The sequence below is a fragment of the Mycolicibacterium parafortuitum genome (assembly GCF_002086815.1).
Classification (GTDB): Bacteria; Actinomycetota; Actinomycetes; order Mycobacteriales; family Mycobacteriaceae; genus Mycobacterium; species Mycobacterium parafortuitum.
Map to the genome: position 1 here is coordinate 1 of NZ_MVID01000045.1, position 20,851 is coordinate 20,851.

Consider the following 20,851-nt stretch of genomic DNA (forward strand, 5'->3'; position numbering starts at 1 on the left):
GAGGGGGAGGGGGGAGGGGGTGCCGGGCTAGAAGCGGCCGCCGCCGCCGCTGAAGCCGCCTCCACCACCACCAAAGCCGCCGCCGCCGCCGAAGCCGCCGCCGAAGCCTCCTCCGCCGAGGCCGCCGCGCAGCACCCCGGAGAGCACGTTGCCGATCAGGATGCCGCCGATCACGGCACCCATCTGACCGCCGCCCCCGCCGCCCCCGTAGGGGCCCCGAAAGTGCTGCTGGGCGGCGGTGACGTCCGCGTTGGCCAGGGACTGCGCCTGCGCCGCCAGCATCGCCGCGCCGTTGGCGTGCGCGATCGCCTCGGTCAGGTTGATGTCCTGCTTGTCCCGCGCGGCCTGAAGTTGGCGCACGGCCTCGGCGAGCCGGGTCCTGGCCTCGGGGCCGATCGCGCCGCGGCGGGTGTCGATGTAATCCGATACCGCGCGCACCCGCGATTGCGCGTTGAACAGCGCCTGATCGAAGGTACGGCTGAGCCGCTCGGCCGTCTCCCGCTCCTGCGCGACCTCGGCCAACAGCCGGTCCAGGTCGGCGTCGGCCTGGGTGAGCCGGGTGAACGCGCCGAGCGGGTCGCTGTCCCCGGTGCTCTGGGCGTGTGACACCGCTTGCACCGCAGCGTCTCTGGCGTCGCTGAGCTCGGTGGCCACCGCGACAGAGCCGTGCTGGAGGCCCTGCGCGAGCTGGGCCCCCGCCTGGTTGATGCCGTTCTGGATGTCGGCGATCACCGCGGGCAGCCCCGCGACGGCGCGGTTGATGTCGGTCGACGCGCTGTCGACGGCATCGAGCAGCGTGCGCGCCTGACCGAGCGCGGCTTCGGCGGCGTGGATCGCGTCGACCAGGCCGCCCTGTCTGTCGGCCGGACGCGACACCAGGTTGCGCGCGGTGCTGATGCTCTGATCGGCGAACTCCAGGCGCTGCCGCGCCTCGTCGATGTTGTCCGACACCGAAACCAGTGCGGTCTCGGCGAATTGGGACTTCAGCTGTGCCAGGGTCTGCTCGGCCGGGGTGAGCCGCGCGGTCAGGTCCACCATCTGCTGGGTCAGCGTGTCGAGCCGGCTCGGGGCGTTGATCACCAGATCCCGCAACGCGGCGAACGCCTCGCGCTGCGCTTCGAGTCCGTCGTCGGCCTTGGCCGCCGACACGATCACCCGGGTGAGCAGTTCCCGCCGCTGCGCGGGGGTCTCGGGCACCGCGTCGTCGAGGATGTGCCGCACGTTGAGCGCCTCGGCCAGCGTCGCTTTGGCATTGGCCACCGCGCGGGTGAACGGTGCGGTGTCCTGCGGGCCGAATTCCTCGACCGCCAGCGCCAGTTCGCTCTCGCTGGTGCGCACCTCGTTGTCGACGTCGACGACGATCTTGCGGGACAGGTCGTCGAGGGCGTCGAGCGGAACCGAGGCCAGCGCGTGGGGATCCGACGGGTCCACCCGCTGTGCGGCGGCGAAATCGGCCTCGCGGCGCTTGCGCCGGCGGCGCCGCTGCCACAGCACCAGGATCGCCAGGGCCAGCGCGATCAGCGCCAGCAGGATCAGCACCGCGAACCAGCTGACCGAACTGCCGGAGCCGGCCAGACCCTCGGCGGCGGCCACGGCCGCACCGGCCCAGTCGCCGTTGCGCAGCAGCGGTTCCACCTTGTCGCGCCGGATCTCGTCGACGTCGGCGCGCACCGCACCGCCCTTCGGCGCGAGCAGCGCGTACGCGCGGTCGACGGTCGCCACCGCGAGGATCACGTCCTGGCTGCCCAGATCGCTGCGCTGGAAGGTGGCCTGCGCCCACGACTGGGCGCTGGTCCCGGAGAAGCTCTCGACGTACACCACCCACAGCCGGATGCGCTTGTCGTCGTAGAGCCGGTTGATCGCGGTCTGCACCTCGTCGACGCCCGCGGCGTCGAGCGCCCCGGCGTTGTCGGTCAGATAGGTGGGCAGCCGCATCGGTGGATCGGCCACCGCGGCGGGCGAACACAGAAGTCCGGCGGTCAGGACGGCGAGCAGCAGGGGCAGCAGGCGGGCGACACGCATGTCCGCCAATCTAGTGCGGCGCACCAGCACACCTGCGCTTCGCAGGCCATCGGCCCTGGCAGACTGTGCTTCGGTGTCCACAGAAATCACGCAACCCGACCCCTACGGGGAGTTCGACCGCCAACGCTGGGTGGCCGAGCATCCCAAGGCTGCCGCGTTGCCGGGCACCGCCACCGAACACCGCACCGACTTCGCCCGGGACCGGGCCAGGGTGCTGCATTCCGCCGCGCTGCGCCGGCTGGCCGACAAGACCCAGGTCGTCGGCCCGCGGCAGAGCGAGACGCCGCGGACCCGGCTGACGCATTCGCTGGAGGTCGCCCAGATCGGGCGCGGTATGGCCGTCGGGCTGGGTGCCGACCCCGACCTGGTGGATCTGGCCGGGCTGGCGCACGACATCGGGCACCCGCCCTACGGCCACAACGGCGAACGCGCGCTCAACGAGCTCGCCGCGGCCTGCGGCGGATTCGAGGGCAACGCCCAGAACTTCCGCATCCTGACCCGGCTGGAGCCGAAAGTCCTTGACGGTCAACAGCGCAGCGCGGGGCTGAACCTGACCCGCGCCGCGCTCGACGCGGTCACCAAGTATCCGTGGTTCCGCCCGCCCGAGGGTGGCAAGTTCGGGTTCTACGACGACGACGCCGAGATGGCGGCCTGGGTGCGCGGGGATGCCCCTGAGCGCCGGCAGTGCCTGGAGGCCCAGATCATGGACTGGGCCGACGACGTCGCGTATTCGGTGCACGACGTCGAGGACGGCGTGATCTCGGGCCGCATCGACCTGCGGGTGCTCGCCGACGACGACGCGGTCAACGCGCTGGGCCGGCTCGGACAGTCGCACGGGATGGGCGGCGGGCTGGCCGCGGCCGATCTCGTCGAGGCCGCCGAGCGGCTGTCGGTGCTGCCGGCGGTCGCGGCGGTCGGCAAGTACGACGGCACGCTGGCCGCGTCGGTGGCGCTCAAGACCATGACCAGCGAGCTGGTCGGGCGGTTCGTGTCGTCGGCGATCGCGGCGACCCGCAACATCACCGGGCCGGGCCGGCTGGTGCGCTACCGGACCAACCTCGAGGTGCCCACGGTGGTGCGGGCCGAGGTGGCGGTGCTGAAGATCCTCGCGCTGCAGTTCATCATGTCGGATCCGCCACACCTGGATCTGCAGGCCCAGCAGCGCGAACGCGTCGAGGCGGTGGTCGAGTTCGTGTCCGCCAACGCGCCGGCGTCGCTGGATCCGCTGTTCGTCCCGGAGTTCAACGCCGCCCCGGACGACGCGGCCCGGCTGCGGGTGGTGATCGACCAGGTGGCGTCGTACACCGAGGGCCGGTTGGAGCGACTCGAACCCGCATAGCGGCGCGCCGGCCGGGTTCTAGACTGACCGGGTGGCGGCCGAAGCGACTCGAGGTAGGGGCAGGATCCCCGATCGCGACATCGCCGCCATCCGCGAACGCGTCAACATCGAGGAACTCGTCGGCGACTACGTCCAGCTGCGCCGTGCGGGTGCGGATTCGCTCAAGGGGTTGTGCCCGTTCCACGACGAGAAGTCCCCGTCGTTCCACGTGCGCCCCAACCACGGCCACTTCCATTGTTTCGGATGCGGCGAGGGCGGCGATGTCTACGCGTTCCTGCAGAAGATCGAGCACGTCAGCTTCGTCGAGGCCGTCGAACTGCTCGCCGACCGGGTGGGTTACACGGTCACCTACACCGGTTCGTCCACCACCAACGTCCAGCGCGACCGGGGCAGCCGCAGCAGGCTGCTGGCCGCCAACGCTGCCGCGCAGGAGTTCTACGCCGAGCAGCTGACCAGCGAGGAGGCCGCGCCCGCCCGCCAGTACCTGCTCGAGCGCAACTTCGACGCCGCCGCCGCGGCCAGGTTCGGCTGCGGGTTCGCCCCGTCCGGGTGGGAGACCCTGACGAAACACCTGCTGCGCAAGGGCTTCGAGTTCAAGGAGCTGGAGGCCGCGGGCCTGTCGCGCGAGGGCAGGCGCGGCCCGATGGACCGGTTCCACCGCCGGCTGCTGTGGCCGATCCGCGCCGGCGGCGGTGAAGTCATCGGGTTCGGGGCCCGGCGGATCTTCGACGACGACCCGATGGAAGCCAAGTACGTCAACACCCCCGAGACCGTGCTGTACAAGAAGTCGTCGGTGCTGTTCGGGCTGGACCTGGCCAGGCGGGACATCGCCAAGGCGCACCGCGCGGTCGTGGTCGAGGGCTACACCGACGTGATGGCGATGCACTTGGCGGGGGAGACCACCGCGGTCGCGTCGTGCGGCACCGCGTTCGGCGAGTCGCACTTGGCGTTGCTGCGCCGGCTGATGATGGACGACAACTGGTACCGCGGCGAGCTGATCTTCGTGTTCGACGGCGACGCGGCAGGGCAGGCCGCCGCGCTGAAGGCGTTCGACGGCGACCAGCAGGTCGCGGGCAAGTCGTTCGTGGCGATCGCCGCGGACGGGATGGACCCGTGTGACCTGCGGCTGAAGTCCGGCGACGGGGCCCTGCGCGACCTGGTGGCCCGTCGGATCCCGATGTTCGAGTTCGCGGTGCGCAGCCTGATTCCGCCCGGCGACGTGCTCGACAACGATCCGCAGGCGCAGGTCGACGCGCTGCGGCAGTGCGTTCCGCTGGTGGCCAGGATCCGCGACTACGCGCTGCGCGACGAGTACGCGCGCCGGCTCGCCGGCTGGACGGGCTGGCGCGACGAGGGGCAGGTGCTGACCCGGGTCCGCGAGGTGGCCGGCCAGCGCGGGATGCCGGACCGGTCGCGGCGGCGCGGTGCGGCCCAGCCTGCCCAGGCGCCACGCGCGCAGGCCGGGCCGACGTCGGAGACGACGCGCCCCGACCCGGCCGATCCGACGCTGTGGCCTCAGCGGGAAGCGCTCAAGTCGGCGCTGCAGTTCCCGGCGCTGGCCGGTCCGGTGTTCGACTCGCTGACCGCCGACAGTTTCACCCATCCCAGCTATGCCGAGGTGCGCGCGGCGATCGAGGCCTGCGGCGGGACCGTGGCCGGGCTCAGCGGCGCGCAGTGGATCGAGGCGGTGCGTGAGCAGGCGGTCTCCCCACAGACGGCCACCCTGGTCAACGAGTTGAGCGTCGAGGCGATCAACGCCGACGACGAGAAGCTGCCCCGCTACATCGGTGGCGTGCTCGCGCGCCTACAGGAGGTGTGGATCGGTCGGCAGATCGCCGAGGTCAAGTCCAAGCTGCAGCGCATGTCCCCGGTCGAGCAGGGTGACGAGTATCACGCGCTGTTCGGGGACCTGGTGGCGATGGAGTCCTACCGCCGCAGCCTGCTGGAACAGGCCAGCGGTAACGACATGACTGCGTGATGGCGATAGGCGGGTTAAGGTGATGACAGCTGTAATCCGTCGGGGAGAAGGTGAGCGTCTCGTGCTCGTAGGCAAGATCCAGACGAACAAGTCTCGTGTGATCGCCGGGGCCATCGCGGCCGCGGCCGTCGCGTTCCCGCTCTATGCGTCCCTGACCACCGCCGACGGTGCGGTGGAGACCACCGCGGCCCCGCGCTGCCTGGCGTGGTTCGGTAACCAGGCCGACGGGCACTGCCTGTCGTACTCCAACGGCCAGGGTGTCGCGATCGGTTCGCCGAACGTCGGCATCGGCTACGGCGGCTCCTACGGCGTCTGGGGCGTCCAGACCGGCCCGCTGCTGCCGGGCACCACGATCACCCAGCCCATCGGCTAGCGGTTCTTCGTCACTGATTTTTCTTCACTGGATTTTCTTCACGATCGGCTCCGGCTCGAGGACCTCGGTGCCGGAGTCGATGCGTGTCAGCTTCACCATCGCCGGGTCGGGGGACACCCGCTCGGCGATTTTGCGTCGCCCGGCTTCGATGACGGCCTTGGCCGCCGGGCTGCTCGTGACGGCGCGGTAGGTCCCTGAGATCTGCTCGAAACGGCGCCGTCCGGCCTTCGTTCCCATCACGTAGCCGACAGCAGCTGCGGCGACATACCCGATCACAGGTGCCCTCCAGAGTCTCGATGGGTCAGCATGGTTGGTCTGTGGTGTCGGTGTCCATCCTGCCTCACATGCCCGGCGGTCGGCTCACCGCCGGACGCATTGGCACCCGCGTACCGACGTAGGTTAGAGTGCTCTCTGGCTCGCGGCGCAGGCCGCCGCGGGAGGGTAATCCCCTGTAGCTCAATTGGCAGAGCATTCGGCTGTTAACCGAAGGGTTCCTGGTTCGAGTCCAGGCGGGGGAGCCACGAAACCGTCCGTGCCGGAGGGTATTTGCGCCCGTATCCTGGGCCCATGCGAGTCATGCGCGCTCGGGTAGGGCATCTGACCTCGGCGATGCTGTTGGCGGTCGCGATCTCGGCGGCCGGCTGCGGCGCGAGCCCGCCGGCACCGGAGCCGACGAGCAGCGCCACCGACTGCGGGCCGGGACCGGCAGCCCAGGACGTGGAAGCGGAGTACGCGCTGCTGCCGCCGGGGCCGTGGCGGGAGGTCGGCAGGGGCAGCGCGGCCGACTGCGGTCTGCAGTGGGTCGTGGTCACTTCGGGTGATCAGCCCGACAGCCCGCAGCAGGTGCTGTTCTTCGGCGAGGGCGTCCCGGTGGGATCCCCGACCATCGACCCCCGGCCGTACATCACCGTGACGCCACAGGGCGAGCACGACGCAGTCGTGCAGTACCAGTGGCGTCAGGGACAGGACGAGCCGTGCTGCCCGAGTGGGAGCGGCAGCGTGCGGGTCACGATCGAGGACGGCAGGCTCACCGTCCTCGATCCGATCCCGAACGAATGATCAGATGACGCCGGCGCTGGTCGCATCCTTGCGGGTGTGCTCGTCGGCGTCCGGAATCTTCTCGGGGTGCAGCATCTCGGCGTAGCGCAACGACTCGGGGATGCCGAACCCGTCGACGAGCAACTGGGCGTGCGGCCGCAGCCGGCGGCAACGGTCGTTGATGCCGCGGGTGACCGCCTTGGCGCGTTCGGTGGACAGGAAGCGGTGTTCGACGAACCACGCCTTGTCCTCTTCGATCACCGACAGCGCGTACAGGTCGCACACCAGCCCGAGGACCTCACGGGCCTGGCGGTCCTCGCATGCGTCGATCCCGGCGACGAAGGCCTCCAGCACGATGCGGTCGATGTGGGCCTGGGCGACGTGCAGCACGTGGTCCTGTACGGAGTTGAACGCGTCGAACGCGCTCATCTCCTTGGACTTGGCCTGCAGCCGGCGCGCCACCGAGGCCACCATGTATTCCTCGCGGTCCTCGAACATCTGGACCTGGGTGCCGCGGTTGAACAGGCTGCCCTCTTCCTCGTTGTCCTCGCGGGAGTCCAGGATGGTCTGCATGATCGTCTGCGCCGCAGTGCGTTTGAGCACCCGCTCGCCGGCGAAGTTCGCCGCGAACCGCACCCATTCGACCGGGCTCATACCCTTGATGTCGTCGGCGTAGGCGGTCAGCAGCTCCTTGGCCACCAGCTGGAACAGCACGTGGTTGTCGCCCTCGAACGTGGTGAACACGTCGGTGTCGGCCTTCAGCGCGATCAGCCTGTTCTCGGCGAGATAGCCTGCGCCGCCGCACGCTTCGCGGGCCTCCTGGATGGCGCGGGTGGCGTGCCAGGTGTTGGCGGCCTTCAGGCCCGCCGCGCGCGATTCCAGCTCGCGCTGCTCCTCGGGGTCGGGATCCTCGGCCGTCTGCAGCTCATGGCATTTGGCGACGAGCTCGTTCTGGGCGAACTGCAACGCATACGACCGGGCGATCAGCGGAAACAGCCGGCGCTGGTGGACCAGATAATCCATCAGCAGCACCTCGCCGCCGTCGGGATCTTCGAACTGCCTGCGCTGCAGCGCATATCGGGTCGCGATGTCCAGGGCCACGCGTGCGGCCGCGCCGGCGCTGCCGCCGACGGTGACCCGGCCGCGGATCAGGGTGCCCAGCATCGTGAAGAAGCGGCGGTTGGGGTTCTCGATGGGGGACGAGTAGGTGCCGTCCTCGGCGACGTCGGCGTACTTGTTGAGCAGGTTCTCACGCGGAATCCGGACCTGGTCGAACTGGATCCGGCCGTTGTCCACGCCGGGAAGCCCACCTTTGTAGTGGCAGTCCGACGTCGTGACGCCGGGGAGGTCCTCACCGTTGTCGTCGCGGATCGGCACGACGAAGCAGTGCACGCCGTGCTTCTCGCCGTCGGGCGTGATCAGCTGTGCGAAAACCGCTGCCACCCGGGCAGTTTCGGCCGCACCGCCGATGTAGTCCTTGCGGGAGGTCGGGGTCGGGGAGTCGATCACGAACTCCTGGGTGGCCGGGTCGTACGTCGCGGTGGTCTCCAGGGACTGCACGTCGCTGCCGTGGCCGGTCTCGGTCATCGCGAAGCAGCCCAGCAACTCCAGGCTGATGAGCTTCTTGACGTAGGCCTCGTGGTGGCGCTCGGTGCCGAGGTTCTCGATGGCGCCGCCGAAGAGCCCCCACTGCACACCTGCCTTGACCATCAGGGACAGATCGCTCATGGCGAGCATCTCGATCTGGGTGACCGCGGCGCCGACGTCGCCGTTGCCGCCATGCTCTTTCTTGAAGCCGTCCTCGGCCGCGCCGCGGGCGGCCATGATCTTCATCTGCTCAGCCACTTTGGTGCGAGCGATGACGGTGTTCGGGGTGTAGTGCGGGCGGAAGACGTCGTTACTGAGTTCCTGGCGCACGCGGTTCTTCACGTCCCGGAATCGGCCGTCCAGAGAGTTGCGCAGATGCTCCGCAGTCGTGGTCATGCTTCACGGTAGCCCCAATGCATGCTCCGCAAACTGTGATGTGGCAAACCGAGGTGAACCTTGCTTTTCAGCCTGTTTGCCCGCGGTGTTCAATCAGTCCATGACAACCGCTGACGGTCCGGTCTCGCCGACCGGCAAGCCGCACGTGGCCGACCACACCCACGCCGACGTGTCCGGGGGATGGCTGCGCGCCGCGACGTTCGGCGCGATGGACGGTCTGGTCAGCAACACCGCGCTGATCGCCGGCGTGGGTGCGGCCGCCGATGCGCACACCGTGGTGATCACCGGTGTCGCCGGATTGCTGGCCGGGGCGTTCTCGATGGCGCTGGGGGAGTACACGTCGGTCACCACGGCCAACGAGCAGATCGAATCCGAGGTCAGGGTGGAGCGCAGGTCTTTTCGCGCCGATCCGCAGGCCGAGCGCGCCGAGTTGGCCGCGATTCTCACCGACATGGGGATGACCCCGGAGACCGCGGCGAAGGCCACCGACGAGATCCACCGGGACGAGACGAAGGCGATGAACTTCCACCTCGTGCAGGAGCTCGGAGTCGACCCGCAGGAGAAGCCGTCGCCGTGGGTGGCCGGGGGTGCGTCGTTCCTGATGTTCGCGATCGGCGCGGTGATCCCGTTGATCCCGTATCTGCTTGGCTACGAGTCGCTTTGGGCCGGGCTCGGGTGTGGCGGGGTCGGCCTGATGGTCGCGGGCGCGCTCGCGTCGCGTTTCACCCGTCAGCCGCTCGTCTGGGCGTCGTTGCGGCAGTTCGTGCTTGGTTTCGTCGCGGTGGCGGCCACCTACGCCGTCGGCTATCTGATCGGCGTCAGCGTCACCTGAGCCGGGAAGTCAGCGGGCCGCGACGCTCGGGTTGGTCGCATCCTCGATCAGGCGCCGCATGATGTGGACGGACTGTTCGAGGATCTGGCGGTCGGATTCGCTCAGTCGTTCCAGGTAGGGGTCGACGGCCGCGCCGCGGTCGGCGCGCGCCTGGCGCAGTGCGGCGACGCCCTCGGGGGTGATCCGGATCAGCACCGCGCGCGCATCGTTGGGGTCGCCGGCGCGGGTGACCATGCCGGCGTCCTCCAGGCGTCGCACCTGGGTCGTCATCGTCGGCTGCGAGCAGTGGTCCAGCGCGGCGAGGTCGGAGATCCGGGCCTCACCTCTATCCTCGATGGTGGACAGCAGGCGGGCCTGGGCGAACGGGACGGGCATCCGCACCCGCTGGTTCGCCAGGCGGTTGATCCGCGCGACCACCGAGAGCAGGTCCGATCCGAGCGTCGACGACATCGCCCCAGGTTACATAGCTTTACTATGTGTGCCAAATGTGACACGCCTAGTGGGGGCCGTCACAGACCGGCCCGCCGATGCATTCCCAGCCGACTGGCAGAATCAGGAGATGACCTCGGGCAGCCCGGAGAGCCCCGCTCGACGGACTGGTCCACTCCAACCGGTCGAGCTCGCGCAGGCCGCAGTGATGGCCGCCCTGTGCGCGGCCATCGCGATCATCGCTGTTGTGGTCCCGTTCGCCGCGGGGCTGTCGCTGCTCGGCACCGTCCCGATGGGGCTGCTCGCCTACCGCCACCGACTCCGGGTGCTGCTGGCCGCGACCATCGCGGGCGGCCTCGTCGCCTTCCTGATCGCCGGGATGGGTGGGCTGATGACAGTGGTCAACTGCGCCTACATCGGTGGCCTGACCGGCATCGTCAAACGCCGCGGACGCGGCACCCCGACGGTGTTCCTGTGCTCCCTGGTGGCCGGTGCGCTGTTCGGGATCGTGATCGTCGCGGCCCTGGGGGTGCTCAGCCGGCTGCGCAATCTCATCTTCGACTCGATGACGGCGAACATCACCGGCGCCGCCGCGGTCCTGGAACGAGTGCCCGGCTTCGCGCCCGCCGCAGAACGGCTCACCCGGGACTTCGCCACCGCGCTGTACTACTGGCCGTTCCTGTTCTTCGGCATGGGTGTGCTGAGCATCACGTTCGTCAGTTTGGTCGGCTGGTGGGCGCTGTCGCGCGTGATGAAGCGCCTGGTCGACGTTCCCGACGTGCACAAGCTGGAGGTCACCCCGGACACCGCGCCGGTCGCCCCGGTCCCGCTGCGCCTCACCGACGTCTGCTTCCGCTATCCCAACAGCGACCACGACGCGCTCGGGCCGGTGTCGCTGGAGGTGCGCCCGGGTGAGCATCTCGCCGTCACCGGCGCCAACGGCTCCGGCAAGACGACGCTGATGCTGGTGCTGTCGGGGCGGGAAGCCACCTCGGGCACCGTCGAGCGGCCGGGTGCGGTCGGACTGGGCAAGCTCGGCGGCACCGCGGTCGTGATGCAACACCCGGAAAGCCAGGTGCTGGGCTCCCGGGTGGCCGACGACGTCGTGTGGGGGCTGCCGCCGGGCACCGACACCGACGTCGAGAAGCTGCTCGGCGAGGTCGGCCTGGACGGGCTCGCCGAACGCGACACCGGCGGTCTGTCCGGTGGTGAGCTGCAACGTCTGGCCGTCGCGGCCGCGCTGGCGCGGGAACCGTCCCTGCTGATCGCCGACGAGGTCACCAGCATGGTCGATCAGGACGGGCGGGAAGACCTGATGGCGGTGCTGTCCGGGTTGACGCGGCGGCACCGGACCGCGCTCGTGCACATCACCCACTACAACGACGAGGCGGACGCGGCCGACCGTACCGTCGCGCTTGTCGGCAACGGTGCGAGCTCCGACAACACCGAGATGGTGCAGACCGCCGATGCGCCGCCGGCGAGCGGTGTCGCCGAAACCCCGCGCGGAAAACCGGTTCTGGAGCTCGTCGGCGTCGGTCACGAGTACGGCAGCGGCACCCCGTGGGCCAAGGCAGCGCTGAGCGGCATCGACCTCACCGTCCACGAAGGCGACGGCCTCCTGATCCACGGTCTGAACGGGTCCGGCAAATCCACGCTGGCCTGGATCATGGCCGGGCTGGCGCTGCCGACCTCCGGCTCGTGCCTGCTGGACGGCAAACCGGTGTCCGATCAGGTCGGCGCGGTCGCGATCTCCTTCCAGGCGGCGCGGTTGCAGCTGATGCGCAGCCACGTCGGGCACGAGATCGCCTCGGCGGCCGGGTTCTCGAAGCGGGACCGCGACCGCATCAACGCCGCGCTCGGAACCGTCGGGCTGGACCCGGCGCTGGCCGACCGTCGCATCGATCAGCTCAGCGGCGGACAGATGAGGCGTGTGGTGCTGGCCGGGCTGCTGGCGCGCTCGCCGCGCGCGTTGATCCTCGACGAGCCGCTGGCCGGCCTGGACGCCGCGTCGCAGCGCGGTCTGCTGCAGCTGCTGGTGGATCTGCGCAGGCGTGAGCGGCTGACCGTGGTCGTCATCTCCCACGACTTCGCCGGGCTGGAGGAGTTGTGCCCGCGCACACTGCATCTGCGTGACGGCGTCCTCGCTGCCGAGCCGACGACCGCCGGAGGGATGTCGTGACCGCCGCCGCGCCCCGGCGCAAGCCGCGTCGCCAGGTCGTGCTGCTGCGGCCGGTGCCCGGCCGCACCGTGATGCACGACCTGTGGGCGGGGTCCAAACTGCTCATCGTCGCCGCGATCGGGGTGCTGCTGACCTTCTATCCCGGTTGGGTGCCGATCGCCGCCGTCGGGGTGCTCGTCGTCGTCTCGGCGCGGATCGCGCGGATCCCGCGCGGTGTGCTGCCGTCGATCCCGGGATGGCTGTGGTTCCTGCTGCTGCTCGGAGCGGTCACCGCGACGTTCGCCGGCGGCAGCCCCGAGTTCACCGTCGGCTCGGTCACCGTCGGGCTCGGCGGCCTGCTGAACTTCCTGCGCATCACCGCGCTGTCGATCGTGCTGCTCGGCCTCGGCGCCATGGTCTCGTGGACCACCAACGTCGCCGAGGTGGCGCCCGCGGTCGCCAAGCTGGGCCGCCCGCTGCGGGCGTTGCGGATCCCGGTCGACGAGTGGGCGGTCACGCTTGCGTTGGCGCTGCGGGCTTTTCCGATGCTGATCGACGAGTTCAGTGTGCTCTACGCCGCGCGCCGGTTGCGGCCGCGCGACGTCGACGCGCGCCGGCGGGCCCGGGTGAGCCAGTGGGCTTCGGAGATGATCGACCTGCTGGCAGCGGCGATCACGGTCGCGTTGCGCCGCGCCGACGAGATGGGCGATGCGATCACCGCCCGCGGCGGCGCCGGCCAGATCTCGGCCGTTCCATCGGGACCCAAACGGCGGGACTGGATCGCGTTCGCGATCGTGCTCATCGTCTGCGGCACCGCGCTGGCGCTGGAGCTGACCATCCTGGGCACGAGCGGACCGCGTCGCTGAATTACGGTGTGAAACCGTGACGACCCGAACCGTGGACGCGGACTTCCTCGCGCTGCCGCGTCATGCCCTGGCCGACGCGGCGTTGACCGCGGCCGCGCAGGCCGGCGCCAGCTACGCCGATCTGCGCATCCATGCCATCACCACCGAGAGCGTCCAGATGCGTGACGGCGCGCTGGAGGCGGCCGTCACCGACTACGAGATCGGGCTGGCGGTGCGGGTGATCGTGGACGGCACATGGGGGTTCGCATCGCACGCGCAGCTCGACGCCGCCTCGGCCGCCGACACCGCGCGCAGGGCGGTGCGGGTCGCCACGACACTGGCCCCGCTGAACGCCGAGCGGATCGAGCTCGCGCCCGAACCGGTGTACCGCGACGTGTCCTGGGTGTCGTCCTACCGCGTCGACCCGTTCGCGGTCCCCACGCAGGACAAGATCGAGGTGCTGGCGGACTACTCGGTCCGGCTGCTGTTGTCCGACGGCGTCGATCACGTGTCGGCATGGCTGAACATGGCCAAGGAGCAGACGTTCTACGCGGATACGTTCGGTTCCACGATCACCCAGCAGCGGGTCCGGGTGCTCCCGCGCCTGGACGCGGTCGCGGTCGATCCGTCGGCCGGATCGTTCGAGTCGATGAGCACGCTGGCGCCGCCGATGGGCCGCGGGTGGGAGGCCGTCGCCGGGGACGATGTGTGGAACTGGTCCGGTGAACTCGCGGCACTGCCCTCTCTGCTGGCCGAGAAGGCCAAGGCGCCCAGCGTCGTCGCGGGCCCGACCGACCTGGTGATCGATCCGACCAACCTGTGGCTGACCATCCACGAGTCCATCGGACACGCCACCGAGTACGACCGCGCCATCGGCTACGAGGCCGCCTACGCCGGAACGTCGTTCGCCACACCGGACAAGCTGGGGCGGATGCGGTACGGCTCACCGGTGATGAACGTGACCGCCGACCGCACTGTCGAACACGGCCTGGCCACTGTCGGTTTCGACGACGAAGGGGTGCGCGCGCAGAGCTGGGACCTGGTGCGCGACGGGGTGTTCGTCGGCTATCAGCTCGACCGGGTCTTCGCGCCGCGGCTCGGGGTCGGCCGGTCCAACGGCTGCTCCTACGCCGATTCCGCCCACCACGTGCCGATCCAGCGGATGGCGAACGTGTCGCTGCGGCCGGGCGCCGAAGATCTCAGCACCGACGACCTGATCAGCCGGGTGTCGGACGGGCTGTACATCGTCGGGGACAAGAGCTGGTCGATCGACATGCAGCGCTACAACTTCCAGTTCACCGGCCAGCGCTTCTACCGGATCAGGAACGGCCGCCTCGACGGGCAGGTGCGCGACGTCGCCTACCAGGCGACCACCACCGATTTCTGGGGTGCGATGGAAGCCGTTGGCGGGCAGTCGACGTGGCGGCTGGGCGGGGCGTTCAACTGCGGTAAGGCACAGCCCGGCCAGGTCGCGGCGGTCAGCCACGGCTGCCCGTCGGCGCTGTTCCGCGGGATCAACGTGCTCAACACTCGTGAAGAGGGCGGGCGGTAGACATGATCGGTGCACAGCAGGTGATCGACGTCGCCCTGGCCGAGGCGCGCAGGCGGGGCCGGGCCGACGAGACGATCGTGGTGGTCACCGACCGGGTCGACGCGTCACTGCGGTGGGCGAACAACACGATGACCACCAACGGCGAGTCGACCGGCCGCACCACGACCGTCATCTCGGTGGTGCGGGACGGTGATGAGGCCACGGTCGGATCGGTGAGTTCCAGCGCGGTGGACCCCGCCGGGATCGGTGATCTGGTCGCGGCGTCCCAGAAGGCCGCCGCGACAGCACCTCCGGCGCGTGACAACGCCCCGGCACTGCCCGGCGGGGATGCACCCGCGGACTGGCACGACCCGATCCCACGCACCGGCGCCGAGGTCTTCGGCGGTGTCGCGGCATCGCTGGCGCGTGGATTCCACGGCGCCGACACACTGTTCGGGTTCGCCCGGCACGTGCTGGAGACGACGTTCGTCGCGACGTCATCGGGGCTGCGGCGGCGGTTCACCCAGCCGACGGGCTCGGTCGAGATCAACGCCAAACGGGACGGCGCCAGCGCCTGGAGCGGGGTCAGCACAGCGGATTTCGCCGATGTGCCGACCGACGCCATGCTCGAGGATCTCGGCACCCGGCTGTCGTGGGCGCAACGCAGGGTGGACCTGCCCGCCGGACGGTACGAGACGATCATGCCGCCGTCGACGGTGGCGGACATGATGATCTACCTGTCCTGGACGATGGGCGGGCGCAGCGCGCAGGAGGGCCGCAGCGCGCTGTCCGCGCCCGGCGGCGGCACCCGGGTGGGGGAGAAGCTGACCTCGCTGCCGTTGACGATGTACTCCGATCCGGCGGCGCCCGGGCTGGAGTGCTCGCCGTTCGTCGCGGCGACCCGCTCGTCGGAACGGGCGTCGGTGTTCGACAACGGGATGGCGATCGAGCGGGTGGACTGGATCCGCGACGGCGTGATCAACGCGCTGGCCTACCCGCGGGCCGCGGCGGCGGAGTTCGGCGCGCCGGTGGCCGTCGGCGCGGACAACCTGCTGATGACCGGCGGCACCGCGAGCCTGCAAGACATGATCGCCGGCACCGAGCGCGGACTGCTGCTGTCGACGCTGTGGTACATCCGCGAGGTGGACCCGTCGGTGCTGCTGCTGACCGGGCTGACCCGCGACGGGGTGTACCTGATCGAGGACGGTCGGGTCAGCGCCGCGGTGAACAACTTCCGGTTCAACGAGAGCCCGCTGGACCTGCTGCGCAGGGCCACCGAGGCCGGGGTCAGCGAGGTCACGCTGCCGCGCGAGTGGGGCGACTGGGCCACTCGCGCCGAGATGCCGTCGCTGCGGATTCCCGACTTCGCCATGTCCTCCGTCAGCCAGGCGCAATAATCGCGGCATGAGCGATGCATCGGCAGACCGGCTCGCCCGGCTGGTGACGCTGTCGTCCGGCGACGACCGCGCCGACACCCTGATCCGGCTCACCTGCGGGCGGGCGCTGTCGCTGCCGCCGCTGCCGTCGCCGGTGGACCCGCCCGACGGGCACACCGACGCCGAACAGATCCTGACGGCGTTCGCCGAGCAGTTCAGCGTCGACGTGACGGGCATCAGCGACAACCAACGCAACCGCTTCATAGGGGCCTACGGCGACAACGCGTTTCGGGTCGTCGTCGCGATCTTCGTCGCCGATTTGCTGCCGCGGGTGTGGGCCGGGTGCGCGGCGCTGGGGCTCGGGAAGCCGGGCTGGACGGCCGAGGCGGTGCTCGACCGTGACGCGGATCCGGTGGCGGTGGTGCTGGGCGGTTTCGTGCCCGCGGTCGCGCGGATGCGCGAGGTGGACGCGGTGACCACCGAGGTGGTGCGGCTGCGCGGGGCCGAAGCGCACAACTGCAGGCTGTGTAAGTCGCTGCGGGAGGGACACGCGCTGGATGCGGGCGGCTCGGAGGATCTGTACAGCCAGATCGCCGACTTCGAGCGCGCCGAGGGTCTGACCGACGCGCACAAGGCCGCGCTGCGCTACGTCGACGCCCTGGTCTGGTCGCCGTCGCGGATCGAGCCTGAGGTGGTCGACGGGATGCGAAAGCACTTCTCCGGCAAGCAGATGCTGGAGATCACGCTCGACGTGATGCGCAACGCCGCGAACAAGATCGCGGTGTCGATGGGTGCGGACGCCCCGCGGGTCGCCGAGGGCACGGAGCGCTACGAGGTCGACGAGCAGGGGCAGACCATCTTCGCCTGACCCGGGGTGTGCGAACATGATGGCCGCGCAGTGCGCGCCGGGGGCGGTAGCTCAGTCGGTTAGAGCCGTGGACTCATAATCCATTGGTCGCGGGTTCGAGCCCCGCCCGCCCCACTTCAGAGGGTGTTTTTCAAGATCAATTTTTGGAACTCATCGTTTATTCACCGTTTATGAGGGTCTGTGCAGGTCGTACTGCCCACCGCCACGCCTCGCGCACCGCGACGAGCGCTTCGGCTGCGGAGACGTCGAGGCGCGTCTGTCCGGCCAGCTGCGCCTGCCACTCGGCATCGGTCGGGGCCCGGTCGAACATGTGCTGCGTCGGCGCCTTGTTGGTCGGTCCGTATCGCCGAAACAGGGCGGCGGCGTCCGCGTCGATCGCGCCGACCCGGCTCAGCGCCCACAGGTCCCAGAGGTCGCGGGCTGCGTGCCGGTCCGTCCATGTCGCCGTCTTCGACGCCGCGAACGCGGGGAGCGTCGGCACAAGCAGTTCGGCAGAGGGCGCATCCCCATAGCGCTGAAACAGATCGCGGCGTTCCGTCGGCCAGACGACCCGGTCGCGCGCGGACAGCAATTGGAGGCGGACCGGGCGTCCGTCCGAGGGTCGCAACAGCACCGGCAGGGTGTCTGCGGTAGCGCTGAGCGCGAGTTCGACGGTCAGCCGGCCGTGGGTGCGCGCGACGGCGCGGGGGAGTGCGGCGTCGAGCGCGGCGGCCACCTGTTTGCGGCTGCCGATGGCGATGAGGTCGATGTCCTCGCTCAGCCGTCCGTCGGGGAGATGGGTGCGGGCCAGGGCGGTGCCGCCGATGAAGTGGACCCGGTCACCGAACTCACGGCTGAGGAACGCGAGGAGGTGGGAGATGAGGTGGTCGCGCTCGACCTGCTCGGCGGATACGCCGAACTGCGTTGCGACCGTGTCGCGTTCGTCAGGATCCATGGTCGACCCCGGCCCAGTCTTCCGCCCGGCGCAGGGAGGCCAGGCGGCGCTGTTCGGTGGCGAGCTGGCGCAAGCGGTCTGGATCCGCTCGTGCGTAGAGGGCTTTGACGGCGGTGGGGACGTCGGTTGCGCTGTCGCCGAGGGTGGGACGGTGCGCGAGATCCAGGATCGTTTGTTCGGGCGTCGTCGTCAGTGTGGGGCCCAGGTCGGTGCGGATGCGTTCGGCGTCGAGTTCTGCGGTGTTGCGTTTGACGAACCGTATGACCGCCGGTCGGTCGGTGAGTGTGATGGGACGGTGTTGGCGCGGTGTCGCCACGATGGCCGTTGCCAGAGCGCGGGGGATTGCGCCGTGCAGCCGCGCGGCGCTGAGTCCCATGACGACGATGTCGTCATGGCCGTAGATCGTGGTGGCGATTCCGGCGGCGGCGGCTTCCAGATCGGGAATCCATTTGCGGCCCAACATTTCTTGGGGGATTACGACGTAGTAACCGTGCGCGAGGCGATGGAGCAGGCCGTGATCGTGGAGTCGCGCGATCTCGGGGCCCGGATGCGCGTAGATGTCGTCGGCCTGCCCGGTGCGGAAGGTGCGCAGTGGGCGCGCGGCGAGGCCGGCGGGGACCGCCGTGCTGTGTTGCCTTGCCACAATCCGCCCTCCAGTATGCGAATCATAGGCTATTAACCTATAGAATGCATACCCATAAGTTTTCATCGACCATCGGGCTCTTCACAGCGCGGTCAGCAGATCGGCAACCTGGGTGTGAATCCGGCCGCGGCCCATGTGGCGGTCCTGAGCCATGCTCACGTGGCTGTGCCGGGTTAGCGGGAGAGGCAAGTCCAAAATTCTTCAATATCGCCGATTCCGCGATCGATATGCGGACAGTATGGCGAAGGGGAAGTCGCGCGCTCTGCTCGGTACGGAAGGGAGGCTTGATTTGACGACGCCTAATGGTTGGTATCCGGACCCGCAGCAGCCAGGGGTGCTGCGCTATTGGGACGGACAACGGTGGACTGGACACACCTCAGAGACGGGCGCAACACCGGCGGCGCCGGCGAGTTCGCCTGATTCGACATCCGACGACGGCGGCGCAATACCGTTCTTCGGCGCCAGGAAGCGTGCCGAAGAATTGCGGCAGACGAATGCTCAGCTGCGGGCACAGCTTGAAAAGCTTGAGCGTGTCAATGCGGAACAGCGCGCCGTTATCGAACGAGTGGGAGCGCTGTCGCTCATCGAAGTCGAGGCCGAAACTGAACGGCTCCGCGTCGAACTTGCTCAACTGCGCACGGATAAGGCCGACATAGAACGACGGATCAGCGACGAACAGCAGCAACTCGTCGAAGTCCAGGGGCAGCGCGAACTGCAGGACGTAGGCCTCTACGAGTACCACCATCCCGCGGAATCTTCTGTCGACCTGCGCACCAAGCTTGACAGAGTGCGATCAAAGATCAAAGACGCGGTCCGGGAAAAGCTGGCGATACATGCCGCCACCGGCTTTCACTTCAATAACTCAGCCGCGCAGGGCCGCAAGTTCGTCAACGAGATGTCACGAATCATGCTGCGTGCCTACAACGCCGAAGCAGAGAACTGCGTCAAGACCGTCAAGGCAGGCAACCTTCCCACGGCAGAAGCCCGTATAGCGAAGGCAAAGGATCAGATCGAAAAGCAAGGGCGAATGATCGACCTGCGCGTCACCGACTATTACCACCAGCTCCGCGTCCGTGAACTGGAGCTCGCGGCTGAATTCCACATTCGGGTTCAAGAGGAGAAAGAGCTTGAGCGCGAGCGCAAGGCTGAACTTCGCGAACAACGCAAGGCCGAACAGGAACTCAAGGCAGAACGAGAGCGTCTAGAGCGCCAGCTCGCCAAGGAGCAGGCCCACTACTCCAACGTGAAAGCCATGCTGGAGGCCAACGGAGACCTGGACGGGATCAGGCGGTTAGAGGACAAGCTGGCCGACGTCCAACGCGCGATCGACGACGTCGACTACCGGGCGGCCAACATCCGGGCTGGCTTTGTCTACGTCATCTCGAACGTCGGATCCTTTGGGCCTAACATGGTCAAGATCGGACTGACCAGGCGCCTGGAACCCTTCGATCGCGTGCGCGAACTCGGAGATGCGTCAGTGCCGTTCCGGTTCGACGTCCACACGCTGTTTTTCGCCGACGACGCGGTGACGGTAGAAACAAAGCTGCACCAGGCCTTCGCCGCGCGCCGCGTCAACAAGGTCAACCTTCGGCGCGAATTCTTCTATGCCACACCCGAAGAAGTCCTCGAGGTACTGAAGTCCACAGTCGGCGAAGTCGTTCAGTACACAGCCCACCCGGAAGCCGAGGAATACCGCCTCAGCCAAGGCGCCCCCGACGTCACGCTCTAAACCCACCTCGTCGGTCTTGTACAGCCGGAACCGCGAAGCCCAAGCGATCTCCACAGGTGTACTTGATTATCGCTGCGGTTTAGCAGGCACGCCTTTCGCCTCTCCGGTCGCCGTCTCGGCTGGCCAACCGACGGCCAATTCGTCCTGTGCAATACATGGCCAGCATCAGCGGTTGACTCCCACAAGCGCTAGAAACCTAGCGAATCGTAGATGCCACCATTGTTTATTTGCGACGATGGTGGAATGGGCGGCTGTGTGCATTGGGGATGCTTTGGCAATCGGAAAACTTAAAGTTGGAGACTCTGAATTGTGGTGGCTCCGCGAGGGGTCGGGTTCGCACGGTGACACCCCGCGAAGCCCAGATGAGGTCAACAACTCATTGCGACAAGCCTTTAACTTCGTCGAAGAGTCCGTAGAGGGACCCGGGTTACGCCCACCCCAACTTGGTGCGCTGCACGCCATATTGGCGACGCGATCAACCGGCAATAAGGACGCTTCAACGGTCGTGATGCCGACGGGTACAGGCAAAACGGACACAATGTTGGCGGCGTTCTGTCATTCACCGAAGTCAACCCTGGTCATGGTGCCGTCCGACACGTTACGCGTTCAGATTGCGTCGAGCTTTGTCACTCTCGGCAAGCTGCCGGATATTGGCGCCGTCACAGGCGAATTCCGCTGCCCGACAGTGCTTGTACTAACTAGCGCTCTCGGAACTGAGTGAAACGCCCTGGGTTTCCCGGAGGCTCGGGCTATTGGATTCCGATCAAGGGTTG

General features: G+C 68.7%; 18 protein-coding genes and 2 tRNA genes. 14 read left to right on the forward strand and 6 right to left on the reverse strand.

Annotated elements, in window-relative coordinates; all coding sequences use genetic code 11:
- Positions 1-27 precede the first annotated feature (27 nt).
- Complete coding sequence (locus BST38_RS27995; protein WP_083146800.1) at positions 28-2,022, reverse strand: TPM domain-containing protein; 1,995 nt, start codon at positions 2,020-2,022, stop codon at positions 28-30.
- Between the two features lie 73 nt (positions 2,023-2,095).
- Here BST38_RS27995 and BST38_RS28000 point away from each other — a divergent pair, with 73 nt between their 5' ends.
- Genes BST38_RS28000 through BST38_RS28010 form a run of 3 tightly spaced genes read left to right on the forward strand, consistent with a single transcriptional unit; the run spans position 2,096 to position 5,712 of the window.
- Positions 2,096-3,361 (forward strand): deoxyguanosinetriphosphate triphosphohydrolase, encoded by a 1,266-nt coding sequence (locus tag BST38_RS28000; protein ID WP_237160951.1) that lies wholly within the window; start codon positions 2,096-2,098, stop codon positions 3,359-3,361.
- Positions 3,362-3,392: 31 nt separating this feature from the next.
- Entirely contained in the window at positions 3,393-5,339 is a 1,947-nt protein-coding gene (dnaG, locus tag BST38_RS28005; RefSeq protein ID WP_083146802.1) for a DNA primase, read from the forward strand.
- Between the two features lie 22 nt (positions 5,340-5,361).
- Complete coding sequence (locus tag BST38_RS28010; protein ID WP_083146803.1) at positions 5,362-5,712, forward strand: DUF7155 family protein; 351 nt, start codon at positions 5,362-5,364, stop codon at positions 5,710-5,712.
- A gap of 24 nt (positions 5,713-5,736) precedes the next feature.
- Here the strand turns inward: BST38_RS28010 and BST38_RS28015 are convergent, their stop codons facing one another.
- On the reverse strand, positions 5,737-5,988 hold the full coding sequence (locus BST38_RS28015; RefSeq protein WP_083146804.1) for a hypothetical protein: 252 nt from the start codon (positions 5,986-5,988) through the stop codon (positions 5,737-5,739).
- A 169-nt stretch (positions 5,989-6,157) separates the two neighbouring features.
- Here BST38_RS28015 and BST38_RS28020 point away from each other — a divergent pair.
- Together BST38_RS28020 and BST38_RS28025 are read left to right on the forward strand one after the other, a co-directional pair.
- Positions 6,158-6,233: transfer RNA gene (locus tag BST38_RS28020), tRNA-Asn, on the forward strand.
- A gap of 46 nt (positions 6,234-6,279) precedes the next feature.
- Positions 6,280-6,771, forward strand: coding sequence for an LppP/LprE family lipoprotein (locus BST38_RS28025; protein WP_083146805.1), 492 nt, complete (start codon positions 6,280-6,282; stop codon positions 6,769-6,771).
- On the opposite strand, the gene BST38_RS28030 is transcribed toward BST38_RS28025, so the two are convergent.
- Complete coding sequence (locus BST38_RS28030; RefSeq protein ID WP_083146806.1) at positions 6,772-8,733, reverse strand: acyl-CoA dehydrogenase family protein; 1,962 nt, start codon at positions 8,731-8,733, stop codon at positions 6,772-6,774.
- A 100-nt stretch (positions 8,734-8,833) separates the two neighbouring features.
- Here BST38_RS28030 and BST38_RS28035 point away from each other — a divergent pair, with 100 nt between their 5' ends.
- Positions 8,834-9,565: a VIT1/CCC1 transporter family protein gene (locus BST38_RS28035; protein WP_083146816.1), complete on the forward strand. Its 732-nt coding sequence runs from the start codon at positions 8,834-8,836 to the stop codon at positions 9,563-9,565.
- Positions 9,566-9,574: 9 nt separating this feature from the next.
- Here the strand turns inward: BST38_RS28035 and BST38_RS28040 are convergent, their stop codons facing one another.
- Complete coding sequence (locus BST38_RS28040; protein ID WP_083146807.1) at positions 9,575-10,015, reverse strand: MarR family winged helix-turn-helix transcriptional regulator; 441 nt, start codon at positions 10,013-10,015, stop codon at positions 9,575-9,577.
- 109 nt (positions 10,016-10,124) lie between these two features.
- On the opposite strand from BST38_RS28040, the gene BST38_RS28045 reads away from it, so the two are divergent.
- The 6 genes from BST38_RS28045 (at position 10,125) to BST38_RS28070 (ending at position 16,886) form a co-directional block, all read left to right on the forward strand.
- Positions 10,125-12,173 (forward strand): DUF2232 domain-containing protein, encoded by a 2,049-nt coding sequence (locus BST38_RS28045; RefSeq protein WP_083146808.1) that lies wholly within the window; start codon positions 10,125-10,127, stop codon positions 12,171-12,173.
- The gene (locus BST38_RS28050) at positions 12,170-13,018 is read left to right on the forward strand and encodes a CbiQ family ECF transporter T component (protein ID WP_083146809.1); all 849 of its coding nucleotides are present in this window, start codon (positions 12,170-12,172) and stop codon (positions 13,016-13,018) included. The genes BST38_RS28045 and BST38_RS28050 overlap by 4 nt, the downstream gene beginning before the upstream one ends.
- 16 nt (positions 13,019-13,034) lie before the next feature.
- The gene (locus BST38_RS28055; RefSeq protein WP_083146810.1) at positions 13,035-14,549 is read left to right on the forward strand and encodes a TldD/PmbA family protein; all 1,515 of its coding nucleotides are present in this window, start codon (positions 13,035-13,037) and stop codon (positions 14,547-14,549) included.
- A gap of 2 nt (positions 14,550-14,551) precedes the next feature.
- A complete protein-coding gene (locus BST38_RS28060; protein ID WP_083146811.1) occupies positions 14,552-15,925 on the forward strand; it encodes a metallopeptidase TldD-related protein in 1,374 nt (457 codons plus the stop codon).
- Between the two features lie 7 nt (positions 15,926-15,932).
- Positions 15,933-16,772 (forward strand): carboxymuconolactone decarboxylase family protein, encoded by an 840-nt coding sequence (locus BST38_RS28065; RefSeq protein WP_083146812.1) that lies wholly within the window; start codon positions 15,933-15,935, stop codon positions 16,770-16,772.
- Between the two features lie 40 nt (positions 16,773-16,812).
- A tRNA-Ile gene (locus BST38_RS28070) sits at positions 16,813-16,886 on the forward strand.
- Between the two features lie 43 nt (positions 16,887-16,929).
- Here the strand turns inward: BST38_RS28070 and BST38_RS28075 are convergent.
- Entirely contained in the window at positions 16,930-17,706 is a 777-nt protein-coding gene (locus tag BST38_RS28075; protein WP_083146813.1) for a nucleotidyl transferase AbiEii/AbiGii toxin family protein, read from the reverse strand.
- Positions 17,696-18,349: a type IV toxin-antitoxin system AbiEi family antitoxin domain-containing protein gene (locus BST38_RS28080; RefSeq protein WP_083146814.1), complete on the reverse strand. Its 654-nt coding sequence runs from the start codon at positions 18,347-18,349 to the stop codon at positions 17,696-17,698. Before BST38_RS28080 ends, BST38_RS28075 begins: the two co-directional genes overlap by 11 nt.
- 238 nt (positions 18,350-18,587) lie before the next feature.
- Between BST38_RS28080 and BST38_RS28085 the strand changes: the two genes are divergently transcribed.
- Both BST38_RS28085 and BST38_RS29870 read left to right on the forward strand, forming a co-directional pair.
- Complete coding sequence (locus BST38_RS28085) at positions 18,588-20,078, forward strand: SNIPE associated domain-containing protein (protein WP_181792058.1); 1,491 nt, start codon at positions 18,588-18,590, stop codon at positions 20,076-20,078.
- A 235-nt stretch (positions 20,079-20,313) separates the two neighbouring features.
- A complete protein-coding gene (locus tag BST38_RS29870) occupies positions 20,314-20,799 on the forward strand; it encodes a DEAD/DEAH box helicase family protein (RefSeq protein ID WP_083146815.1) in 486 nt (161 codons plus the stop codon).
- Positions 20,800-20,851 lie beyond the last annotated feature (52 nt).